The 16,834-nt window shown below is 61.1% G+C and carries 22 protein-coding genes; 13 read left to right on the top strand and 9 right to left on the bottom strand.

Annotated features, from left to right (window positions below):
• Position 1 precedes the first annotated feature (1 nt).
• Positions 2 to 235 carry a GlsB/YeaQ/YmgE family stress response membrane protein gene (locus tag AB9K34_RS21455; RefSeq protein ID WP_369956630.1) on the top strand — a complete coding sequence of 78 codons (234 nt, stop codon included), beginning with the start codon at positions 2 to 4 and terminating at the stop codon, positions 233 to 235.
• Here AB9K34_RS21455 and AB9K34_RS21460 read toward each other — a convergent pair.
• From AB9K34_RS21460 to AB9K34_RS21485, 6 genes are all read right to left on the bottom strand, one after another.
• Complete coding sequence (locus AB9K34_RS21460) at positions 232 to 855, bottom strand: trimeric intracellular cation channel family protein (RefSeq protein WP_369956631.1); 624 nt, start codon at positions 853 to 855, stop codon at positions 232 to 234. The two genes, AB9K34_RS21455 and AB9K34_RS21460, sit on opposite strands and share 4 nt — an antisense overlap.
• Positions 852 to 1,319: a ribonuclease HI gene (rnhA, locus tag AB9K34_RS21465; protein WP_369956632.1), complete on the bottom strand. Its 468-nt coding sequence runs from the start codon at positions 1,317 to 1,319 to the stop codon at positions 852 to 854. Before rnhA ends, AB9K34_RS21460 begins: the two co-directional genes overlap by 4 nt.
• Entirely contained in the window at positions 1,312 to 1,905 is a 594-nt protein-coding gene (locus tag AB9K34_RS21470) for a methyltransferase domain-containing protein (RefSeq protein ID WP_369956633.1), read from the bottom strand. Before AB9K34_RS21470 ends, rnhA begins: the two co-directional genes overlap by 8 nt.
• On the bottom strand, positions 1,902 to 2,354 hold the full coding sequence (locus tag AB9K34_RS21475; protein WP_369956634.1) for a DUF3429 domain-containing protein: 453 nt from the start codon (positions 2,352 to 2,354) through the stop codon (positions 1,902 to 1,904). The genes AB9K34_RS21470 and AB9K34_RS21475 overlap by 4 nt, the downstream gene beginning before the upstream one ends.
• Complete coding sequence (ispH, locus tag AB9K34_RS21480; protein WP_369956636.1) at positions 2,351 to 3,295, bottom strand: 4-hydroxy-3-methylbut-2-enyl diphosphate reductase; 945 nt, start codon at positions 3,293 to 3,295, stop codon at positions 2,351 to 2,353. The genes AB9K34_RS21475 and ispH overlap by 4 nt, the downstream gene beginning before the upstream one ends.
• Positions 3,296 to 3,435: 140 nt before the next feature.
• Complete coding sequence (locus tag AB9K34_RS21485) at positions 3,436 to 4,017, bottom strand: NYN domain-containing protein (protein WP_369956637.1); 582 nt, start codon at positions 4,015 to 4,017, stop codon at positions 3,436 to 3,438.
• Between the two features lie 135 nt (positions 4,018 to 4,152).
• Between AB9K34_RS21485 and folK the strand changes: the two genes are divergently transcribed.
• The 11 genes from folK (at position 4,153) to recO (ending at position 13,066) form a co-directional block, all read left to right on the top strand.
• Positions 4,153 to 4,722 (top strand): 2-amino-4-hydroxy-6-hydroxymethyldihydropteridine diphosphokinase, encoded by a 570-nt coding sequence (folK, locus tag AB9K34_RS21490; protein WP_369956638.1) that lies wholly within the window; start codon positions 4,153 to 4,155, stop codon positions 4,720 to 4,722.
• 93 nt (positions 4,723 to 4,815) lie between these two features.
• Positions 4,816 to 5,169: a DNA-directed RNA polymerase subunit omega gene (gene rpoZ / locus AB9K34_RS21495; RefSeq protein WP_369956639.1), complete on the top strand. Its 354-nt coding sequence runs from the start codon at positions 4,816 to 4,818 to the stop codon at positions 5,167 to 5,169.
• Positions 5,170 to 5,195: 26 nt separating this feature from the next.
• A complete protein-coding gene (locus tag AB9K34_RS21500; RefSeq protein WP_369956641.1) occupies positions 5,196 to 7,328 on the top strand; it encodes a bifunctional (p)ppGpp synthetase/guanosine-3',5'-bis(diphosphate) 3'-pyrophosphohydrolase in 2,133 nt (710 codons plus the stop codon).
• A 29-nt stretch (positions 7,329 to 7,357) separates the two neighbouring features.
• Positions 7,358 to 8,008 carry a DUF2062 domain-containing protein gene (locus tag AB9K34_RS21505; RefSeq protein ID WP_369956642.1) on the top strand — a complete coding sequence of 217 codons (651 nt, stop codon included), beginning with the start codon at positions 7,358 to 7,360 and terminating at the stop codon, positions 8,006 to 8,008.
• Positions 8,009 to 8,110: 102 nt separating this feature from the next.
• The gene (locus AB9K34_RS21510) at positions 8,111 to 8,860 is read left to right on the top strand and encodes a pyridoxine 5'-phosphate synthase (RefSeq protein ID WP_369956643.1); all 750 of its coding nucleotides are present in this window, start codon (positions 8,111 to 8,113) and stop codon (positions 8,858 to 8,860) included.
• A 90-nt stretch (positions 8,861 to 8,950) separates the two neighbouring features.
• Positions 8,951 to 9,370, top strand: a complete 420-nt coding sequence (gene acpS / locus AB9K34_RS21515; protein ID WP_369956644.1) for a holo-ACP synthase — start codon at positions 8,951 to 8,953, stop codon at positions 9,368 to 9,370.
• Between the two features lie 55 nt (positions 9,371 to 9,425).
• Positions 9,426 to 10,262 carry a signal peptidase I gene (lepB, locus tag AB9K34_RS21520; RefSeq protein WP_369956645.1) on the top strand — a complete coding sequence of 279 codons (837 nt, stop codon included), beginning with the start codon at positions 9,426 to 9,428 and terminating at the stop codon, positions 10,260 to 10,262.
• Positions 10,259 to 10,945: a ribonuclease III gene (gene rnc, locus AB9K34_RS21525; RefSeq protein ID WP_369956646.1), complete on the top strand. Its 687-nt coding sequence runs from the start codon at positions 10,259 to 10,261 to the stop codon at positions 10,943 to 10,945. The genes lepB and rnc overlap by 4 nt, the downstream gene beginning before the upstream one ends.
• A complete protein-coding gene (gene era, locus AB9K34_RS21530) occupies positions 10,942 to 11,844 on the top strand; it encodes a GTPase Era (RefSeq protein WP_369956647.1) in 903 nt (300 codons plus the stop codon). The genes rnc and era overlap by 4 nt, the downstream gene beginning before the upstream one ends.
• Positions 11,841 to 12,176 (top strand): DUF1491 family protein, encoded by a 336-nt coding sequence (locus AB9K34_RS21535; RefSeq protein ID WP_369956649.1) that lies wholly within the window; start codon positions 11,841 to 11,843, stop codon positions 12,174 to 12,176. The genes era and AB9K34_RS21535 overlap by 4 nt, the downstream gene beginning before the upstream one ends.
• 161 nt (positions 12,177 to 12,337) lie before the next feature.
• The gene (recO, locus tag AB9K34_RS21540; RefSeq protein WP_369956651.1) at positions 12,338 to 13,066 is read left to right on the top strand and encodes a DNA repair protein RecO; all 729 of its coding nucleotides are present in this window, start codon (positions 12,338 to 12,340) and stop codon (positions 13,064 to 13,066) included.
• 96 nt (positions 13,067 to 13,162) lie between these two features.
• On the opposite strand, the gene AB9K34_RS21545 is transcribed toward recO, so the two are convergent.
• Together AB9K34_RS21545 and AB9K34_RS21550 are read right to left on the bottom strand one after the other, a co-directional pair.
• The gene (locus AB9K34_RS21545) at positions 13,163 to 13,378 is read right to left on the bottom strand and encodes a hypothetical protein (protein ID WP_369956653.1); all 216 of its coding nucleotides are present in this window, start codon (positions 13,376 to 13,378) and stop codon (positions 13,163 to 13,165) included.
• A 254-nt stretch (positions 13,379 to 13,632) separates the two neighbouring features.
• On the bottom strand, positions 13,633 to 15,333 hold the full coding sequence (locus AB9K34_RS21550; protein ID WP_369956654.1) for an acyl-CoA dehydrogenase family protein: 1,701 nt from the start codon (positions 15,331 to 15,333) through the stop codon (positions 13,633 to 13,635).
• Positions 15,334 to 15,477: 144 nt separating this feature from the next.
• Here AB9K34_RS21550 and AB9K34_RS21555 point away from each other — a divergent pair, with 144 nt between their 5' ends.
• On the top strand, positions 15,478 to 16,245 hold the full coding sequence (locus AB9K34_RS21555) for a sulfite exporter TauE/SafE family protein (protein ID WP_369956655.1): 768 nt from the start codon (positions 15,478 to 15,480) through the stop codon (positions 16,243 to 16,245).
• A gap of 153 nt (positions 16,246 to 16,398) precedes the next feature.
• Here AB9K34_RS21555 and AB9K34_RS21560 read toward each other — a convergent pair.
• Positions 16,399 to 16,834, bottom strand: a 436-nt coding sequence (locus AB9K34_RS21560) for a hypothetical protein (protein ID WP_369956656.1), incomplete at its 5' end; no start/stop codon positions are given.

Consider the following 16,834-nt stretch of genomic DNA (forward strand, 5'->3'; position numbering starts at 1 on the left):
CATGGGTGTGATTGCGTTGATCATCATCGGGGCCGCCGCCGGGTTCATCGCGACCCGCCTGATGCGGATCGAGGCGGATATCCCGACCACCATGTTCATCGGGGTCGCAGGAGCATTGATCGGCGGGCTGATCCTGCGGCTGCTGACCACGATGATGGGGGGAATGGCGGGTTTTGTCGGCGCGGTGCTCGGGGCGATGTTGCTGATCTGGCTCTGGCGGCTTTATCGCCGCTAAACCCGTGGCGGTCTGCTTTTGTAGACCGGAAGGCTCCAGCCAAAGATCAGCGATCCGGCACGGAGGATGCCACAGGTGGTGGCCGCAATCAGCAGCGCCGGGCGCAGCGGCATCCCGAAGTTCAGGGCCAGCATCGCAACCCCCGAGCCGGCAAGTGCAGCCGTCGCATAGAGTTCGCCCTGCTTCAGAACCAGAGGGATTTCGCCGACGACGACATCGCGCATCAACCCGCCGAGACACCCGGTCGCGACTCCCATCAGAACCACGATCACACCCGGCTGATCGAACGAGAGTGCAACACCCGTCCCGGCAGCGACCGCGATCGACAGCGCAAAACAATCAAGCCACAAGAGCCAGCGATACCGGCTTTCGACGAGATGCGCGGTAAAGAACACGAAGATTGCCGCCGCCACGCAGATCAGAACATAGACCGGTTGCCCGATCCAGAAGACCGGATCGCGCCCCAGAAGCACATCGCGCACCGTGCCGCCACCCACCGCCGTCAGACAGGCGATAAAGGCAAATCCCACCAGATCAAGCTGTGCGCGGCTCGCGACCAGCGCCCCGGTCAGCGCAAAGATCAGCACCGAACCGAAATCCAGCAGCGCAAGAAAGGTCATCGGTCTGCCGCCCTGGATTTGAACGGGGCCATGCCCTTGCGAGCGAGTTCGTCGGCGCGCTCGTTTTCGGGGTGTCCCGCGTGCCCCTTGACCCATTTCCATGTCACCTGGTGGCGCGCCTGAGCCGCGTCCAGCTCTTGCCAGAGATCGGCGTTCTTGACCGGTTTCTTCGCCGCCGTCTTCCAGCCGTTCTTCTTCCAGCCATGTATCCATCCGGTGACGCCGTTCTTGACGTACTGGCTGTCGGTCACAAGCGTGATCGCGGTCGATCGGCCCAGAGCCTCCAGTGCCGAGATCGCGGCCAGCAATTCCATCCGGTTGTTGGTTGTATTCGCCTCGCCCCCCGAAAGTTCGCGTTCTTTCAGAACGGTTTCGCCATCTTTCGCCTGCAACAGCACGCCCCAGCCGCCCGGACCGGGATTCCCCGAACAGGCACCATCGGTATAGGCAAGGAAATCAGGCATGCGCCTGCACCACGATCCAGCCTTGCGGATGTCCGGCAAGGCCCGCCGACTTTCCGGTCCAATGGGCGTCCGGGGTCAATCCCGCAGCAGTCAAGAGAGACTCCAGTTCGTCGCGTTCATAATATTCATAATAGCGATCCAGTTTGTCGCGCGCGCCACCTGCGCCGCGTTTCATCCCCATGAACAATACGCCGCCGGGTCTGAGCGCCTCGGCAATTCGGCCGAGGTGGTCGGGCAGACTCGCGCGCGGGGCGTGCAGCAAGCTGAAATACGCCCAGATCCCGTCATAGAGATCACGCGCGCTGAGGTCTTCGAACCGGCCAAGCCGGGCTGCAACACCCGGCAGTCGCGCGGCCATGTCGATCATGGCGGGTGTCGCGTCGATGGCGTCGACCCGCAGGCCGGCTTCGGCCATGCGGCGGGCATAGTGGCCCGCGCCGCAGCCAAGATCCAGAACGCGGCCACCCTTTGCACAGGCGGCGATAAAGCGGTCGATCATCGGATCCCGGCGCGCTTCGCGGTCCATCATCGCGGTATAATCCTCGCTGCAGCTTTCATAGACCGCGAGAGTACGTTCATCGCTCATAGCAGGACCCCGACCAACAGACAGAGAATGACGACGGATGTAAGCAATACGCGCAATTGCGTCCACCACGCGGGCGCGAGCCCCCATTTGACAAATGCGATGTCAAGCAACAGCAACCCTGCGAAACCGAAGATCAGGTTTGTGCCAGCCGTGACCGGACCGCCCCCTGTCATGAAGAAGGCCCAGAGCGCGGGGATTACCGACAGGACGTATCCAGCGGACGCCACTCTGCCGCTTGCCTTGGCGGCAAAACCCCAGAGCACGCCGGACATGAAGGACAGGATCACCGACCCATAGAAGAGTTGCACATAGGGGCCGACAAACCTCGGTCCGAAATGCGCGGCTCCCCAGGCGGCGAGATCATCGTTCAGATAAGTTGCAGCACCCCATACAAACGGGATCAGCCCGGCGAGTCCGAGGATGAGTGCAGGTTTCGGGATGCTGCTCATATCCGCAACACGCGGGGCACTTTGAACTCGACCGTTTCGACGGCGGTTTCCACCTTGTGAATGGTCACGTCGTGACGTTGCCGCACGGCGGCGATCACTTCCTCGATGAGAACCTCGGGCGCCGAAGCCCCGGCGGTGATGCCGATGCTGGTCGCTCCGGAAATGGCGCGCCAGTCGATATCGCTCGCGCGCTGCACAAGCTGGGCATAGGGGCAGCCGGCCTTGTTCCCGACCTCGACCAGACGTTTCGAGTTGGACGAGTTTGGCGCGCCCACCACCAGCATCGCATCGATCAGGGGCGCCATCGCCTTGACCGCGTCCTGCCGGTTGGTGGTGGCGTAACAGATGTCTTCCTTGTGCGGTCCGACGATATTCGGAAAGCGTTGCTTGAGGGCGGCGACGATATCGGCGGTGTCATCGACGCTCAGCGTGGTCTGAGTGACAAAGGCAATCCGCTCCGGGTCGCGGACATCGACATTTGCCACATCTTCGACGGTCTCGACAAGCAGCACCGCGCCGGGGGGCAATTGACCCATCGTGCCGACGGTCTCCGGGTGGCCCTTGTGACCGATCATGATCATCTGCAGACCGTTATCGGCATGGCGCTGCGCCTCGATGTGCACCTTGCTGACCAGCGGACAGGTCGCGTCGACATAGATCATGTTGCGCGTCTCGGCCTCCGCCGGTACGGATTTGGGAACGCCATGCGCCGAAAAGATCACCGGACGGTCATCCGGGCATTCCTCAAGCTCCTCGACAAAGATGGCGCCCTTTTCTCGCAGCCCATCCACGACGAATTTGTTGTGCACGATCTCGTGGCGCACATAGACCGGCGCGCCCCATTTCTGAAGCGCCATCTCAACGATCTTGATCGCACGGTCCACGCCGGCACAAAACCCGCGCGGAGCGGCGAGGTACAGGGTCATCGAGGGTTTTGGCATGGCTGGTCTCCTTGAGCAGAGACCTAGGGCTTTGCGCCGCGATGGTCCAGAGTTGCCGGGCAAATGTTCATCTGCCCGTGCCAATACGCGCGGCGAAGCAACCCTTGCACCGCGTCCTCCCCGCCCGCGCGAGACGTTTACTAATGTCCGCCGGCAGCCGCCGATGCGACCGTCCGGGTCTCGTTCGGCGTGTCGCGCGGCGGGCGACCGATCACTTCCTTGAGCTCTTCGAGTTCGATGAAATTGTCGGCCTGCCGCCGCAACTCGTCCGAAATCATCGGCGGCTGGCTGCGGATTGTGGATACGACCGAAACGCGAACCCCCTGGCGTTGCAGGCTGGCGACCAGCGGGCGAAAATCGCCGTCTCCGGAAAACAGCACGATATGATCGACGCGCGGTGCAAGTTCCATTGCATCCACGGTCAGCTCGATATCCATGTTTCCCTTGACCTTCCGACGCCCCATGCTGTCGGTGTATTCCTTGGCGGGTTTTGTCACCATTGTGAAGCCGTTGTAATGGAGCCAGTCCACCAGCGGTCTGATCGGCGAATACTCGTCATTCTCAAGCAGTGCGGTATAGTAGAACGCTCGCAGCATCTTGCCGCGACGCATGAACTCCTGTCGCAATAGCTTGTAGTCGATATCAAATCCCAACGACTTGGCTGCCGCATAAATATTCGAACCGTCAATGAACAGCGCAAGCCGTTCGTCCTTATAAAACATCAAATTGTCCTTCCGGTAATACGCCCCGCCACGGTCCGTGAGTGAGTGGTGTTAAAATTTGGCGGGCCGGTAGACTTAAAATAAGAATTTCGGCATGTATCGCAAGTGTACAGCGATTGCGAAAATGCGTCAAAAATGTTCGAAAACCGGTCAATTGCGATCATCGGTCTGGGCGGGAACCTGCCATTTCAGGGTTCCCCGACGGCAACGACACTGAGGCAAGCCATAGAGATGCTTGCGCAGCCGGACATGGTGATTCGGTCTGTCAGCCGGTTTTACGCAACGCCCTGTTTTCCTGCGGGTGCCGGACCCGACTATGTAAACGCGGTCGCGGTGCTTGCAACGACGCTGCCGCCCGAGACGCTGTTGGAGAGGTTGCACGCGGTCGAGGCCGCGTTCCGGCGCGAGCGGGTACAGCGTTGGGGAATGCGCACACTGGATGCGGATTTGCTGACCTATGATCAACTGGTCCTGCCCGATCTTGCGCGCCAGTCACAATGGCGCCTGCTGCCCGCGCAAGAGCAGATCAGGGCGACCCCGGATGAATTGATCCTGCCGCATCCCCGGATGCAGGACCGGGCCTTCGTGCTCGTCCCGATGCTGGATGTCGCGCCCGACTGGGTTCATCCGGTGTTGCGGGAAACCGTCCGGTCCCTGTGTGATGCCTTGCCTGCAGAGGATCGCGATGCGGTGCGTCCGCTATAGGGCGTTGCGCCGCAGCATTCAGCGCTTGTCAATCGGCGAGATCCCGACTAGATATCCCCTTTCTGTACGAAACTTGCTGCTGGAGAGTCGCCCATGGCCCGCGTTACGGTCGAAGATTGCGTTGACAAGGTTCCGAACCGGTTCGAGCTGGTTATGCTTGCCGCCCACCGTGCGCGCGAAATTTCCGCAGGTGGCGCGATCACCGTTGATCGTGACAATGACAAGAACCCGGTCGTGTCCTTGCGGGAAATCGCGGAAGAGACGCAGCGTGCCGACGACCTGCGCGAGCGCCTGATCGAGAGCAACCAGACCCAGATCGAAGTCGACGAGCCGGAAGATGACTCTATGGCGCTGCTGATGGGGGCCGAGGCCGACAAGCCCGTCGAGGACGACATGTCCGAAGAAATGTTGCTGCGCCAGCTCATGGAGGCCCAGGGCCAGGGCTGAGCGCGACATTCCGGGGTGCGGACCAGATGATTGCAATTGAAGACCTGATTGCGCTGGTCCGCAATTACAATCCGAAAACCAATACCGACCGCATCGCTGCCGCCTATGATTATGGCCGCCAGATGCACGAGGGACAGTTCCGCCAATCCGGCGAGCCCTATTTCTCTCATCCCGTTGCGGTCGCCGCCATCCTGACCGAACAACGTCTGGATGACGCCACCATCATCACCGCGCTGCTGCACGACACGATCGAGGACACCAAGGCGTCGTTCTCCGAAGTCGAGAAGCGATTCGGGCGCGAGGTGGCGGAACTGGTCGATGGTGTGACCAAGCTGACCAACCTGCAACTGTCCAGCCACGAGACCAAGCAGGCCGAAAATTTCCGCAAGCTCTTCATGGCGATGTCAAAGGATCTGCGGGTCATTCTGGTCAAGCTGGCCGACCGCCTGCACAACATGCGCACGATCAAATCCATGCGCCAGGAAAAGCAGGTGCAGAAGGCGCGCGAGACCATGGACATCTATGCGCCGCTTGCCGGGCGCATGGGCATGCAGTGGATGCGCGAAGAGCTTGAGGATCTGAGCTTTCGTGTGTTGAACCCTGAAGGGCGACAATCGATCATCCGTCGCTTTATTACCCTGCAAAGGGAAACAGGTGATGTGATTCATCGCATCACCGGCGACATGCGCAGCGAACTGGACAAGGCAGGCATCGAAGCCGAGGTTTTCGGTCGTGCCAAGAAGCCCTATTCGATCTGGCGCAAGATGCAGGAAAAGGAACAGGGCTTCTCGCGCCTGTCCGATATTTATGGCTTTCGTATCATCACCGGCAGCGAAGAAGACTGTTACCGGACACTTGGCGCGATCCACCAGAGATGGCGCGCCGTGCCGGGGCGGTTCAAGGATTACATCAGCCAGCCGAAATCCAACGGTTACCGGTCGATCCATACCACGGTGTCGGGGCGCGACGGCAAGCGGGTCGAGGTTCAGATCAGGACGCGCCAGATGCACGATGTGGCCGAAACGGGTGTTGCGGCGCATTGGTCGTATCGTGACGGCGTGCGGACCGAGAACCCCTTTGCGGTGGACCCGGCCAAGTGGATTTCCAGCCTGACCGAGCAGTTCGACGCAGAAGAGGATCACGAGGATTTTCTCGAAGCCGTCAAGCTCGAGATGTATTCCGACCAGGTATTCTGCTTTACCCCCAAGGGCGACGTTGTGAAGCTGCCGCGCGGAGCGACACCCATCGACTATGCCTATGCCATCCATACCCGCATCGGCGGGGCCTGTGTCGGTGCCAAGGTGGACGGTTTGCGCGTGCCACTCTGGACGCGGCTCAAGAACGGGCAATCTGTCGAGATCATTACCGCCGAGGGGCAGACCCCGCAGGCGACCTGGCTGGACATCGCGACGACCGGAAAGGCGCGGACAGCCATCCGGCGCGCGCTGCGCGAGGTCGATCGCGAACGATTCGTCAAACTCGGTCAGGAACTGGCGCGGGCGGCTTTCGAGCATGTCGGGCGCAAGGCCACCGACAAGGCGCTGTCGACCGCGGCCAAACATCTGAGGCTGCGCGACCGGCGGGAATTGCTTGCCCGTCTGGGAAGCGCCGAACTGACTGCGCATGACGTGGTTCAGGCGGTGTATCCCGACCTTGCGACGGATGACGGCGATCAGATTCCGTTGCGCCGCGCGGTGATTGGCCTCAGCCCCGGACAGTCCTTTGAACGCGCACAGTGTTGCCAGCCATTGCCCGGCGAACGCATCGTCGGCATCACCTTTCGCGGCAAGGGCGTGATCGTCCACGCGATCGACTGTGATCGGTTGAGCGAATACGAAGAGCAGCCGGAACGCTGGGTCGACCTGCATTGGCACAGCGGCACCCACCCTGCGATCTATGGGGCGACGCTGGATCTGACCATCGGAAATGACGCTGGGGTACTTGGGCGCATTTGTACGTTGATCGGAGAAAAAAAGGCCAATATCAGCGATCTGGAATTCGTTGACAGGAAACCGGATTTTTATCGTCTTACTGTCAATGTTGAACTGCGGGACGTGGAACAACTGCTCTCGCTGATGTTGGCGCTCGAGGCGGAAAGCGATGTTGCTGCTGTCGAGCGGTTTCGAGAAAAGGCCAAGGGTCACACCGCGGTCAGCTAAGCAGGACCGGGACCGAAGGGGAATCCACCTTGGTATTTAGACGCCGTGACCGACGCTCAGTGCTGCGCGCGATTGCGGATTTCCTGTATCCCAAGGGCGGTTGGACCCGTGCCTTTCACTATGTCAAACACCGCGTCCGGCGTCTTCCCGACTCGCCTGAACGGATCGCGCGCGGTATCTGGGCGGGCGTGTTCACCACCTTCACACCGTTTTACACGATGCATTTCCTGGTGGCGTTCCTGATCGCGCGGGTGGTTCACGGCAACATACTTGCGGCCTTGATGGCGACGTTTTTCGGCAATCCGCTGACTTATGTCCCTATCGGATTCGTCTCGCTGAAAACCGGGCACTTCATCCTTGGCACAAATTTCGAAGAGGGTGCCGCAAGGTCATTCGGTGGCAAGTTCTTTGATGCGGCGCATGACCTGTTTCACAATTTCGGGGCCATTTTTTCCGGTGGCGAGCCGGACTGGCGCGGACTGAGCGTGTTCTACCATGAGATTTTTCTGCCATATCTCGTCGGCGGTATCATCCCCGGCGTGATCACGGCGACGATATGCTATGTGCTGAGTGTGCCGGTCATCCGCGCCTATCAGAAGCGGCGCAAGAAGCAGATCAAGAAGAAATTCGACGCCATTCGCAAACGGGCCGAGGTCGATCCTTTGCCGCCGCCCGACTGACTTGCGCGAGGCGCTGCCGTTGACGCAGGGTCGCGAAAGGCGATTCATGTTTGCCCCAAAATGCCCTAGGCTGATCCCGGAATAAGAAACGAGAACCACAGAATGACACAGCACGAGTTGCGCCTTGGCGTGAATATCGACCATGTCGCCACCGTTCGGAACGCCCGTGGCGGTGCCTATCCCGACCCGCTGCGCGCGGCGCGGCTGGCCGAAGAGGCGGGCGCGGACGGCATTACAGCGCATCTGCGCGAAGACCGGCGCCATATCAGCGATGCAGATATCGACGGTCTTATGGCGGTTCTGAACATCCCGCTGAATTTCGAGATGGCGGCCACCGACGAGATGCAGGCGATTGCCCTGCGTCACAAGCCGCATGCGGTTTGCATCGTGCCGGAAAAGCGCGAGGAGCGGACCACCGAGGGCGGGCTTGAAGTCGCGCGCGAAGAAAACCGGCTGGCGCATTTCATTGCGCCGCTGCGCGAAGCCGGGTGCCGCGTGTCGATCTTTATCGCCGCAGACAAGCGCCAGATCGACGCCGCCCATCGCATAGGCGCCGAGGTGATCGAGCTGCACACCGGGGCCTATTGCGATGCTTTCGCCGAAGGTCGGATGGACGAGCACCAGAAAGAGCTGAAGGCCCTGCGCGAGATGTCCGCCTATGCGCATTCGCTCGGGCTCGAGGTGCATGCGGGCCACGGGCTGACCTACGACACGGTTGCGCCCATAGCCGCGTTCCCCGAGGTGAAAGAGCTGAATATCGGCCATTTCCTGATCGGCGAATCGATCTTCCTCGGCCTGCAGCCTGCGATTGCGGAAATGCGCCGGTTGATGGATGCGGCGCGCAATGGTTGACGGGGTACATTCGTTGCTGCCGCCTGACGTGGTTGCGTCGGGCTGGATACGCGCGGGGGGCAGCGCCAAGATGCTGACATTGCGGCTCGCATGATCCTTGGCATCGGCACCGATCTGGCCAATATCGAACGCATTGCCGCGACGCTTGAGCGGTTCGGCGACCGGTTCCGCAACCGGGTGTTTACCGAGGTCGAACAGCGCAAGGCCGAGCGGCGCAGGGATGTGGCCGGAACCTATGCCAAACGCTGGGCCGCGAAAGAGGCCTGCTCCAAGGCGCTTGGCACCGGGTTGCGCATGGGAATCGCATGGAAGGACATGGCGGTCAGCAACCTGCGCACCGGCCAGCCGGTCATGGAGGTGACCGGTTGGGCCGCCGAACGGCTGCGCGAGATGACACCGCCGGGCCACGAGGCGATCATCCACGTCACCCTGACCGATGACCATCCCTGGGCGCAGGCATTCGTGGTGATCGAGGCGCGCCCGATCACCGGGGCCGAGACAGCGCCTTGACACTGACCAAGCCGCCCCGCATGTAGCGCCCAACCCAGCAACACCGGAGATCCGCATGGCCGAGAAAGCCAAAAAGGGAAACGCGATTGTCGAGACGATCAAGACCATCGTCTATGCCCTGCTCATCGCGGGCGTGTTCCGCACGCTGTTCTTTCAGCCGTTCTGGATTCCGTCGGGGTCGATGAAGGAAACGCTGCTGATCGGTGACTTCCTGTTCGTGAACAAGATGGCCTATGGCTATTCCTATGCGTCCTGCCCGAGCGTGATCATGCCGGGGATCGGTATCAACATCGATGCCGAAGACATTTGCGGCATGTTCCCGCAGAACAATGGCCGCCTGTTCGGATCGGAACCGGAACGGGGCGATGTCGTGGTGTTCCGCCACCCGGTTTCCGGGCGTGATTTCATCAAGCGGCTTGTCGGGCTGCCCGGTGACAAGATCCAGATCACCAACGGTGTGCTGTCGATAAATGACCAGCCGGTGCAGTTGCAGGATGACGGGATTTTCACCGAAACCTATGCGCCGCAAGGGCCGCAGGCCAGCCGTCCGCGGTGTTCCAACGGGCCGGTGGGTCCGGGGGCAGCCTGCGAGAAACAGCGATTTGTCGAGACCTTCCCGGATGGCAATTCACACGATATTCTGGAAATCGGCAATCAGGGTCTGGACAACACCGGCGTTTATCTGGTGCCGGAAGGGCATTATTTCTTCATGGGCGACAACCGCGACAATTCGATGGACAGCCGTGTACCGCAAAGCGCGGGCGGTGTCGGGTTCGTGCCTTATGAGAACCTGATCGGTCGCGCCGACCGGATCATGTTCAGTTCGGCGGGACGCTCGATGCTGTTCTTCTGGACATGGCGCGGTGACCGCTTCTTCAAGGCGATCCAGTGAAGCTTGGGGCCGAATTGCAGGCGTTTCAGCGCCGGATCGGCCACGAGTTCGCGCGCCCGGAGCTGTTGTTGCGGGCGCTGACGCACGGGTCCATGTCCTCGCCCACGCGGGCAGACAACCAGAGGCTTGAATTCCTGGGGGACCGTGTTCTCGGGCTTGTGATGGCGTCTGCCTTGCTCGAACAGGATAAGGAGGCCAGCGAAGGTCAGCTGGCTCCGCGTTTCAATGCGCTGGTGCGCAAGGAAACCTGCGCCGATGTGGCGCGGGAAATAGATCTGGGATCGGTGCTCAAGCTGGGACGCTCGGAAATGCTGTCTGGCGGGCGACGCAAGCAGGCGCTGCTTGGCGACGCGATGGAGGCGGTCATCGCCGCAGTCTATCGCGATGGCGGGCTGGATGCGGCGCGCGACATGATCCTGCATCTCTGGGGCGATCGTATCGAGCGTGTCGACTCGGATGCGCGGGATGCCAAGACGGCGCTTCAGGAATGGGCCCAGGCGCGCGGCCATAAACCCCCGGCCTATGTCGAGATCGACCGCAGCGGCCCGGACCACGCCCCGGTCTTTACCATTGCGGCACGGCTGGAAAACGGCGCAGAGGCCCAGGCCCGCGCCGGTTCGAAGCGGCAGGCGGAACAGAGCGCGGCAGGTGCCCTGTTGCAGCAATTGGAGAACGGGACATGACACGCGCCGGATTTGTCGCGCTGATCGGAGAGCCGAATGCGGGGAAATCCACCCTGCTGAACCGGATGGTCGGGGCAAAGGTGTCGATCGTGACCCACAAGGTTCAGACCACCCGCGCGCGCATCCGCGGTGTCGCCATGGAGGGGGACAGCCAACTGGTGTTCGTTGACACACCGGGCCTGTTCCAACCGCGCCGGCGACTGGATCGTGCGATGGTGGCCGCCGCCTGGGGCGGCGCGGCCGATGCGGATGTGGTCATGTTGCTGATCGAAGCGCATCGCGGCATGACCGAAGGTGTCGAGCGCATTCTCGATGGGCTGGCGGACATCGGAGAAGGCCGGAAGATTGCCCTTGCGATCAACAAGATCGACCGCGTCCCGTCAGAGGCATTGCTGGCCCTGACCAGGGAAATGAATGATCGCTACGGCTTTGCCGAGACCTTCATGATCTCTGCCGAGAAGGGGCATGGGGTGCAGGCGCTGCGCGAATGGCTGGCCGCAGAAGTGCCGGAGGGGCCGTGGCTCTATCCCGAGGATCAGATTGCCGATCTTCCCATGCGCATGATTGCGGCCGAAATGACCCGTGAAAAGCTGACCCTGCGGCTGCACCAGGAATTGCCCTACCAGATGACGGTCGAGACCGAGAGTTGGGAAGAGCGCAAGGATGGCTCGGCCCGTGTCGAACAGGTCATCTACGTCGTGCGTGACGGGCATAAAGGGATTGTCCTGGGGCACAAGGGCGAAACCATCAAGGCGGTCTCCAAGGCGTCGCGCGAGGAGTTGGCGGAATTCCTAGGGCGCAAGGTGCATCTGTTCCTGCAGGTGAAAGTGCGGCCCAACTGGCTGGAAGAGGCCGAGCGATATTCCGAAATGGGGCTCGATTTCAAAGACGGGGCGTGACAGTGCGCCTGACCGCCCAGTTCTGGGTGCACGCCTATCTGGCGCGCCTGCGCTTGCAGGACATTCCCGCGTTTGTCGTGACCCACGGGGATGACACGGCCGGTGCGATCCTGATCAAGCTCAACACGCTGGACGGGCAGGCAACAGTGTTTCAGCGCAGTTTCGATCTGATGAGCGGTGAGCGTCAATGGATTACGCTGGCACAGGGGCCCGAGGCCGAGGTGGACCGGGCAATCGCGCGTCAAACCGGTCACGATCCCGATCTGTGGGTGATCGAAATCGAGGACAGGTCAGGCCGCAGCTTGCTCGATGAACCGGGGTTGGCGGATTAAGGCGTTTCGCGACGACCCTGAACCACCGGACGGGACCTGAAACCAGAGATTTCAGCACGTCGGGCGAGACCTGATGTTTCAAGTTGAACGCGATACGTTCCGGGCGCACCGGGTCTGCGGAGGTCTCTTGCAAACGGACGCTACGCGTGGGTTATTGCGGTATGGAATGGCGCGATCACGGCATACTCCTGACTCTGCGGCGCCACGGTGAAACCGCGGCGATCATCGATGTTTTCACAGAAGAACACGGTCGCCATTCGGGGGTCGTGCGCGGTGGGGCAAGCCGCAGGATCGCGCCGATCCTGCAACCGGGCGCACAGCTTGACCTGCTCTGGCGGGCGCGGCTGGAAGACCACATCGGCAGCTATCAGGTGGAACCTCTGCGCAGTCGCGCCGCCGCCGCGATGTCGGGCAGAATGGCGCTCGCCGGGTTGAACGCGGTGACGGCATTGCTGGCCTTCTGCCTGCCCGAACGTGAACCGCACGGCCAGCTGTACAAGCGCAGCGAACAATTGCTCGACCTTCTGGGGCATGATGAAATCTGGCCGCTGGCCTACCTGAAATGGGAAATCGCGCTGTTGGAGGAACTTGGCTTTGGTCTTGATCTTTCGTGCTGCGCCGCGACAGGCAGTACCCGGAACCTGGTTTACGTGTCGCCGAAATCGGGCCGCGCCGTCTCTCGCGCAGGGGCGGGGCAATGGGCCGACCGGATGCTGCCATTGCCGCCCGTTATGCAGGGCGCGCGCAATGCGTCGGATCACGAGATTGCGCAGGCGCTTGGAACCACGGGGTATTTCATGGAGGAACGTGTGGCCACCGCATTGGGCAACAAACCGCTACCCAATGCACGGGCAAGGTTTGTTGATCTTGTCAGGGCGAAGAAGGTCTGAGGCGATGCCGAAGGTGCCGCGACAATGGGGCACGGACGATGCACCGGCTCATCGCGGAAATTCAGACGGCTTGCATGATCCGGGCCGGGCCATGCGCTATCCGCGTTGCTCCAGTACTTCGAGAACCTTCTGATGCTCGGGTGCGGGTCCAGTATGCGATACGGTCGCCGGCAAATTGCGCACGCTCGGTGCGATGGATTCGATGGCCTCGATCAGATGATCCGAAATATCTTCCAGCCCCTCGCGTTCGCAATAGGTGTTCAGATCGATCAGCGCATCGACAATCCAGCCCAGATCCTGAGAGTGTGCCATTCCCCGGTGCTCTCCATACAACATACCGGAAATGAAATACTACATCGCGATAGCAATCACATCACGACCCACGTATAGGTTGCGGCTCCGAAAGGATAGGTTCCTATACCATAGGATAGGTTTTATCGCCGACTGCCTCTGAAACTCGGGAAGAGCCGTGTCACGCCCGAAAAAGAAACACGCAGACATGCCCATTTTTTGAGCGTTCCGGCATGGCGGCCAGTAAGATCCACTGGCCGCATGCGGCTCTGACGTCAGCTCAGGATGCGCCGGGCAATAACCTGTGCCTGGATTTCGGCAGCGCCTTCAAAGATGTTCAGGATGCGCGCATCACAGAGCACGCGCGAAATCTTGTATTCCAGGGCAAAGCCATTGCCACCGTGGATCTGCAGACCGTTATCCGCCGCGGCCCACGCGACACGAGCCCCGAGCAGTTTTGCCATTCCGGCCTCAAGATCGCATCGGTGCCCGTGATCCTTTTCCCAGGCCGAAAAATAGGTCAGTTGGCGCGCGATCATGATCTCAACGGCCATCATCGCCAGTTTGCCGGAGACGCGGGGGAAGTTGATCAGCGATTTGCCGAACTGCTTGCGTTCCTGGGCGTATTGCATGGCGATATCGAGCGCGCATTGCGCCACGCCGATGGCGCGGGCGGCGGTCTGGATGCGCGCGGATTCGAAGGTTTCCATCAATTGCTTGAAGCCCTTGCCCTCTTCGCCACCGAGGAGGTTCTCGCCCTTGACCTCGAAGCCGTCAAAGCCGAGTTCGTATTCTTTCATGCCGCGATATCCGAGCACTTCGATCTCGCCACCGGTCATGCCGGGTGTGGGGAACGGGTCGGCGTCGGTGCCCGGCGTCTTTTCCGCCAGGAACATCGACAGGCCACGGTGATCGGTGGTGTCCGGATTGGTGCGGGCCAGCAACGTCATGACATGGGTGCGCGCCGCGTGTGTGATCCATGTCTTGTTGCCGGTGATCCGGTAATTGCCGTTTTCGTCCTTGACCGCGCGGGTGCGCAAGCTGCCAAGGTCCGAACCGGTGTTCGGCTCGGTAAACACGGCGGTCGGCAGGATTTCGGCGCTGGCGATCTTGGGCAGCCACTGCGCCTTCTGCTCGTCCGTGCCGCCGGCGATGATCAACTCGGCGGCGATCTCGCTGCGGGTGCCGAGGCTGCCGACACCGATATAACCGCGCGACAGCTCTTCCGAAACCACGCACATCGACGCCTTGGACAGGCCAAAGCCGCCATGTTCCTCGGGGATCGTCAGGCCGAACACGCCCATCTCGGCGAGTTCCTGGATGATCTCGATCGGGATCAATTCGTCCTTGAGATGCCAGTCATGCGCATTGGGTTCGACCTTTTCGACGGCATAGCGACGGAACTGCTCGCGGATCATCTCCAGCTCTTCGTCCAGGCCGGAGGCGCCGAACATGATGTTGCCTGCCTGCTCCTGCATCAGATCGACAAGCCGTGTGCGCGCCGCCTGCGTGTTGCCGCCGGCCATCAGGGTCTGCACCTCGGAACACTGGAATCCGGACAGCGCGTCCCAGCCCAGACCCAGTTCCTGCAAGCGCAGGATTTCACCCTGGTTCATCGGGATGCCACCCGCGATCTGGTGCAGGTACTCGCCAAAGGCGATCTGATGGATCAGTTGCTCGATCTCGCCGAACTTGCCGTCTGACTGCAACCGTTCGGCCCAGGCCTGCATCTGCCGCAGCGCCTGCGCATAGGTTGCGAGCCAGGCGAGACCATGCGCCGCTGTCTGGTTGGCCTCGATCAGAGCACCGGACACGCGGTCGCCTTCGACAACGCGCGCACGAACGCTGTCCCGGGCCTTGTCCAGGTAATCTTGAACCGCGGGCAATGCGGCGGCGGTGAGTTTCAGCAGATCGGGCAGAATCACTGCCCCACTCTCATGATGTGTCATCGTCTGATCCTGTCCGTCGTGGGCCATGAGTCGCTCTTCCTGTTGGTTCCGCACGGTGGTAATCATTTCGCAGGTGCAGCGCAACAAAAATGCGCCATAACAGCGCAATCCCTTCGAATGTTGCGCGGCATTTTGGCAGTGCAGCGACGGGCGGGAATGATAAGAACAGGCATGGACTCGCTTTTTGCCCTGCTCGGCCCCGGTGCCCTTGCGCTTGCCTTTGCCATTACCGCACTTGCGGGGATCGTCAAGGGCATGGTCGGATTCGCCCTGCCGATGATCATCGTGGCGGGCCTCGGGATGTTCCTGCCGGCCGAACTGGTGCTGGCCGGGTTGATCCTGCCCACTCTGGCCACCAACGGCATCCAGGCGCTGCGACATGGTCCGCGCGTGGCGCTGGCTTCGGTCCGACGGTTTGGGCTTTTCCTAGGGGTCGGTCTCATTTTCCTGGTGGCCAGCGCACAACTGGTGCGTAGCGTATCCGACGCGACGTTCTTCCTGATGATCGGCATCCCGGTCTCGTTTTTTTCGCTTATTCAGCTTGCCGGAGTCGGCTTTACCCTGCGCGAACCCAGCAAGTGGATCGAGGCGCTGGTCGGTGCGGTGGCGGGGTTCATCGGCGGGCTGTCCGGCATCTGGGGGCCGCCGACCGTGGCCTACCTGACCGCGTTGAACACGCCAAAGGCGGAACAGATGCGGGTTCAGGGCGTGATCTATGGCCTCGGCGCGCTCGCACTCCTCGTCGCACATATCAGCTCCGGCGTCCTGCGGATCGCAACCCTGCCACTCTCGATCGCCCTCGTGGTGCCGGCGATGCTCGGCATGTGTGTCGGGGGCCGCCTGCAAGACCGGATCGACCAGAAAACCTTCCGCAAAGTGACCCTCGCAGTGCTGCTGGCCGCCGGCCTCAACCTCGTGCGGCGCGGAGTGGTGGGGTAGCTCTTTTAGGTTGGCAATGCGCAGATTGCGGGCTTTGCAAAGTTTGGACGGACTCCCGACAGCGGACTTTCAAGCCAAGCGCGGCAATTGGCAACACGAGTCCAAAAGTGCAAATTGCTGCGACATGTACGAATGGCCACTTTGGCTGATTGCCTAGACCAATAGTGCGATCGCGGCGATGCCTAGAAGGACTTGCACTCCAGTTTGGAACGCGTGTGCGCTCAGTTTTTTCAGGAACAGTCTGCCGATCAACGCGACTGCGACTGCGACGAGGATAAGGGCAAGTGCAGTCCAAGCCATATCGATGGTCAGCAGATCAGTTCGGATGTAGGAGGTCAACTTGACGATGTTCGAGAGAACCGCCGTCGCCGCCATTGCTCCGACGAAGGCTTCCTTCGTGATTTTCATTTCGCGAAACAGCATGACCTTGATGATATTGCCGCTACCAAGTGACCTGCCCCCCGCGAAATCCCTCATCATGATGTAGAGTCTGCCCAACCTTGAAGGAGCAGACGAATGCGAAAGAGCCGTTTTACCGAGGCGCAGATTATCGGGATGATCAAGGAGCAAGAGGCGGGCATGCCGACGG

It is taken from the genome of Sedimentitalea sp. XS_ASV28 (genome assembly GCF_041224545.1).
Lineage (GTDB): Bacteria > Pseudomonadota > Alphaproteobacteria > Rhodobacterales > Rhodobacteraceae > Sedimentitalea.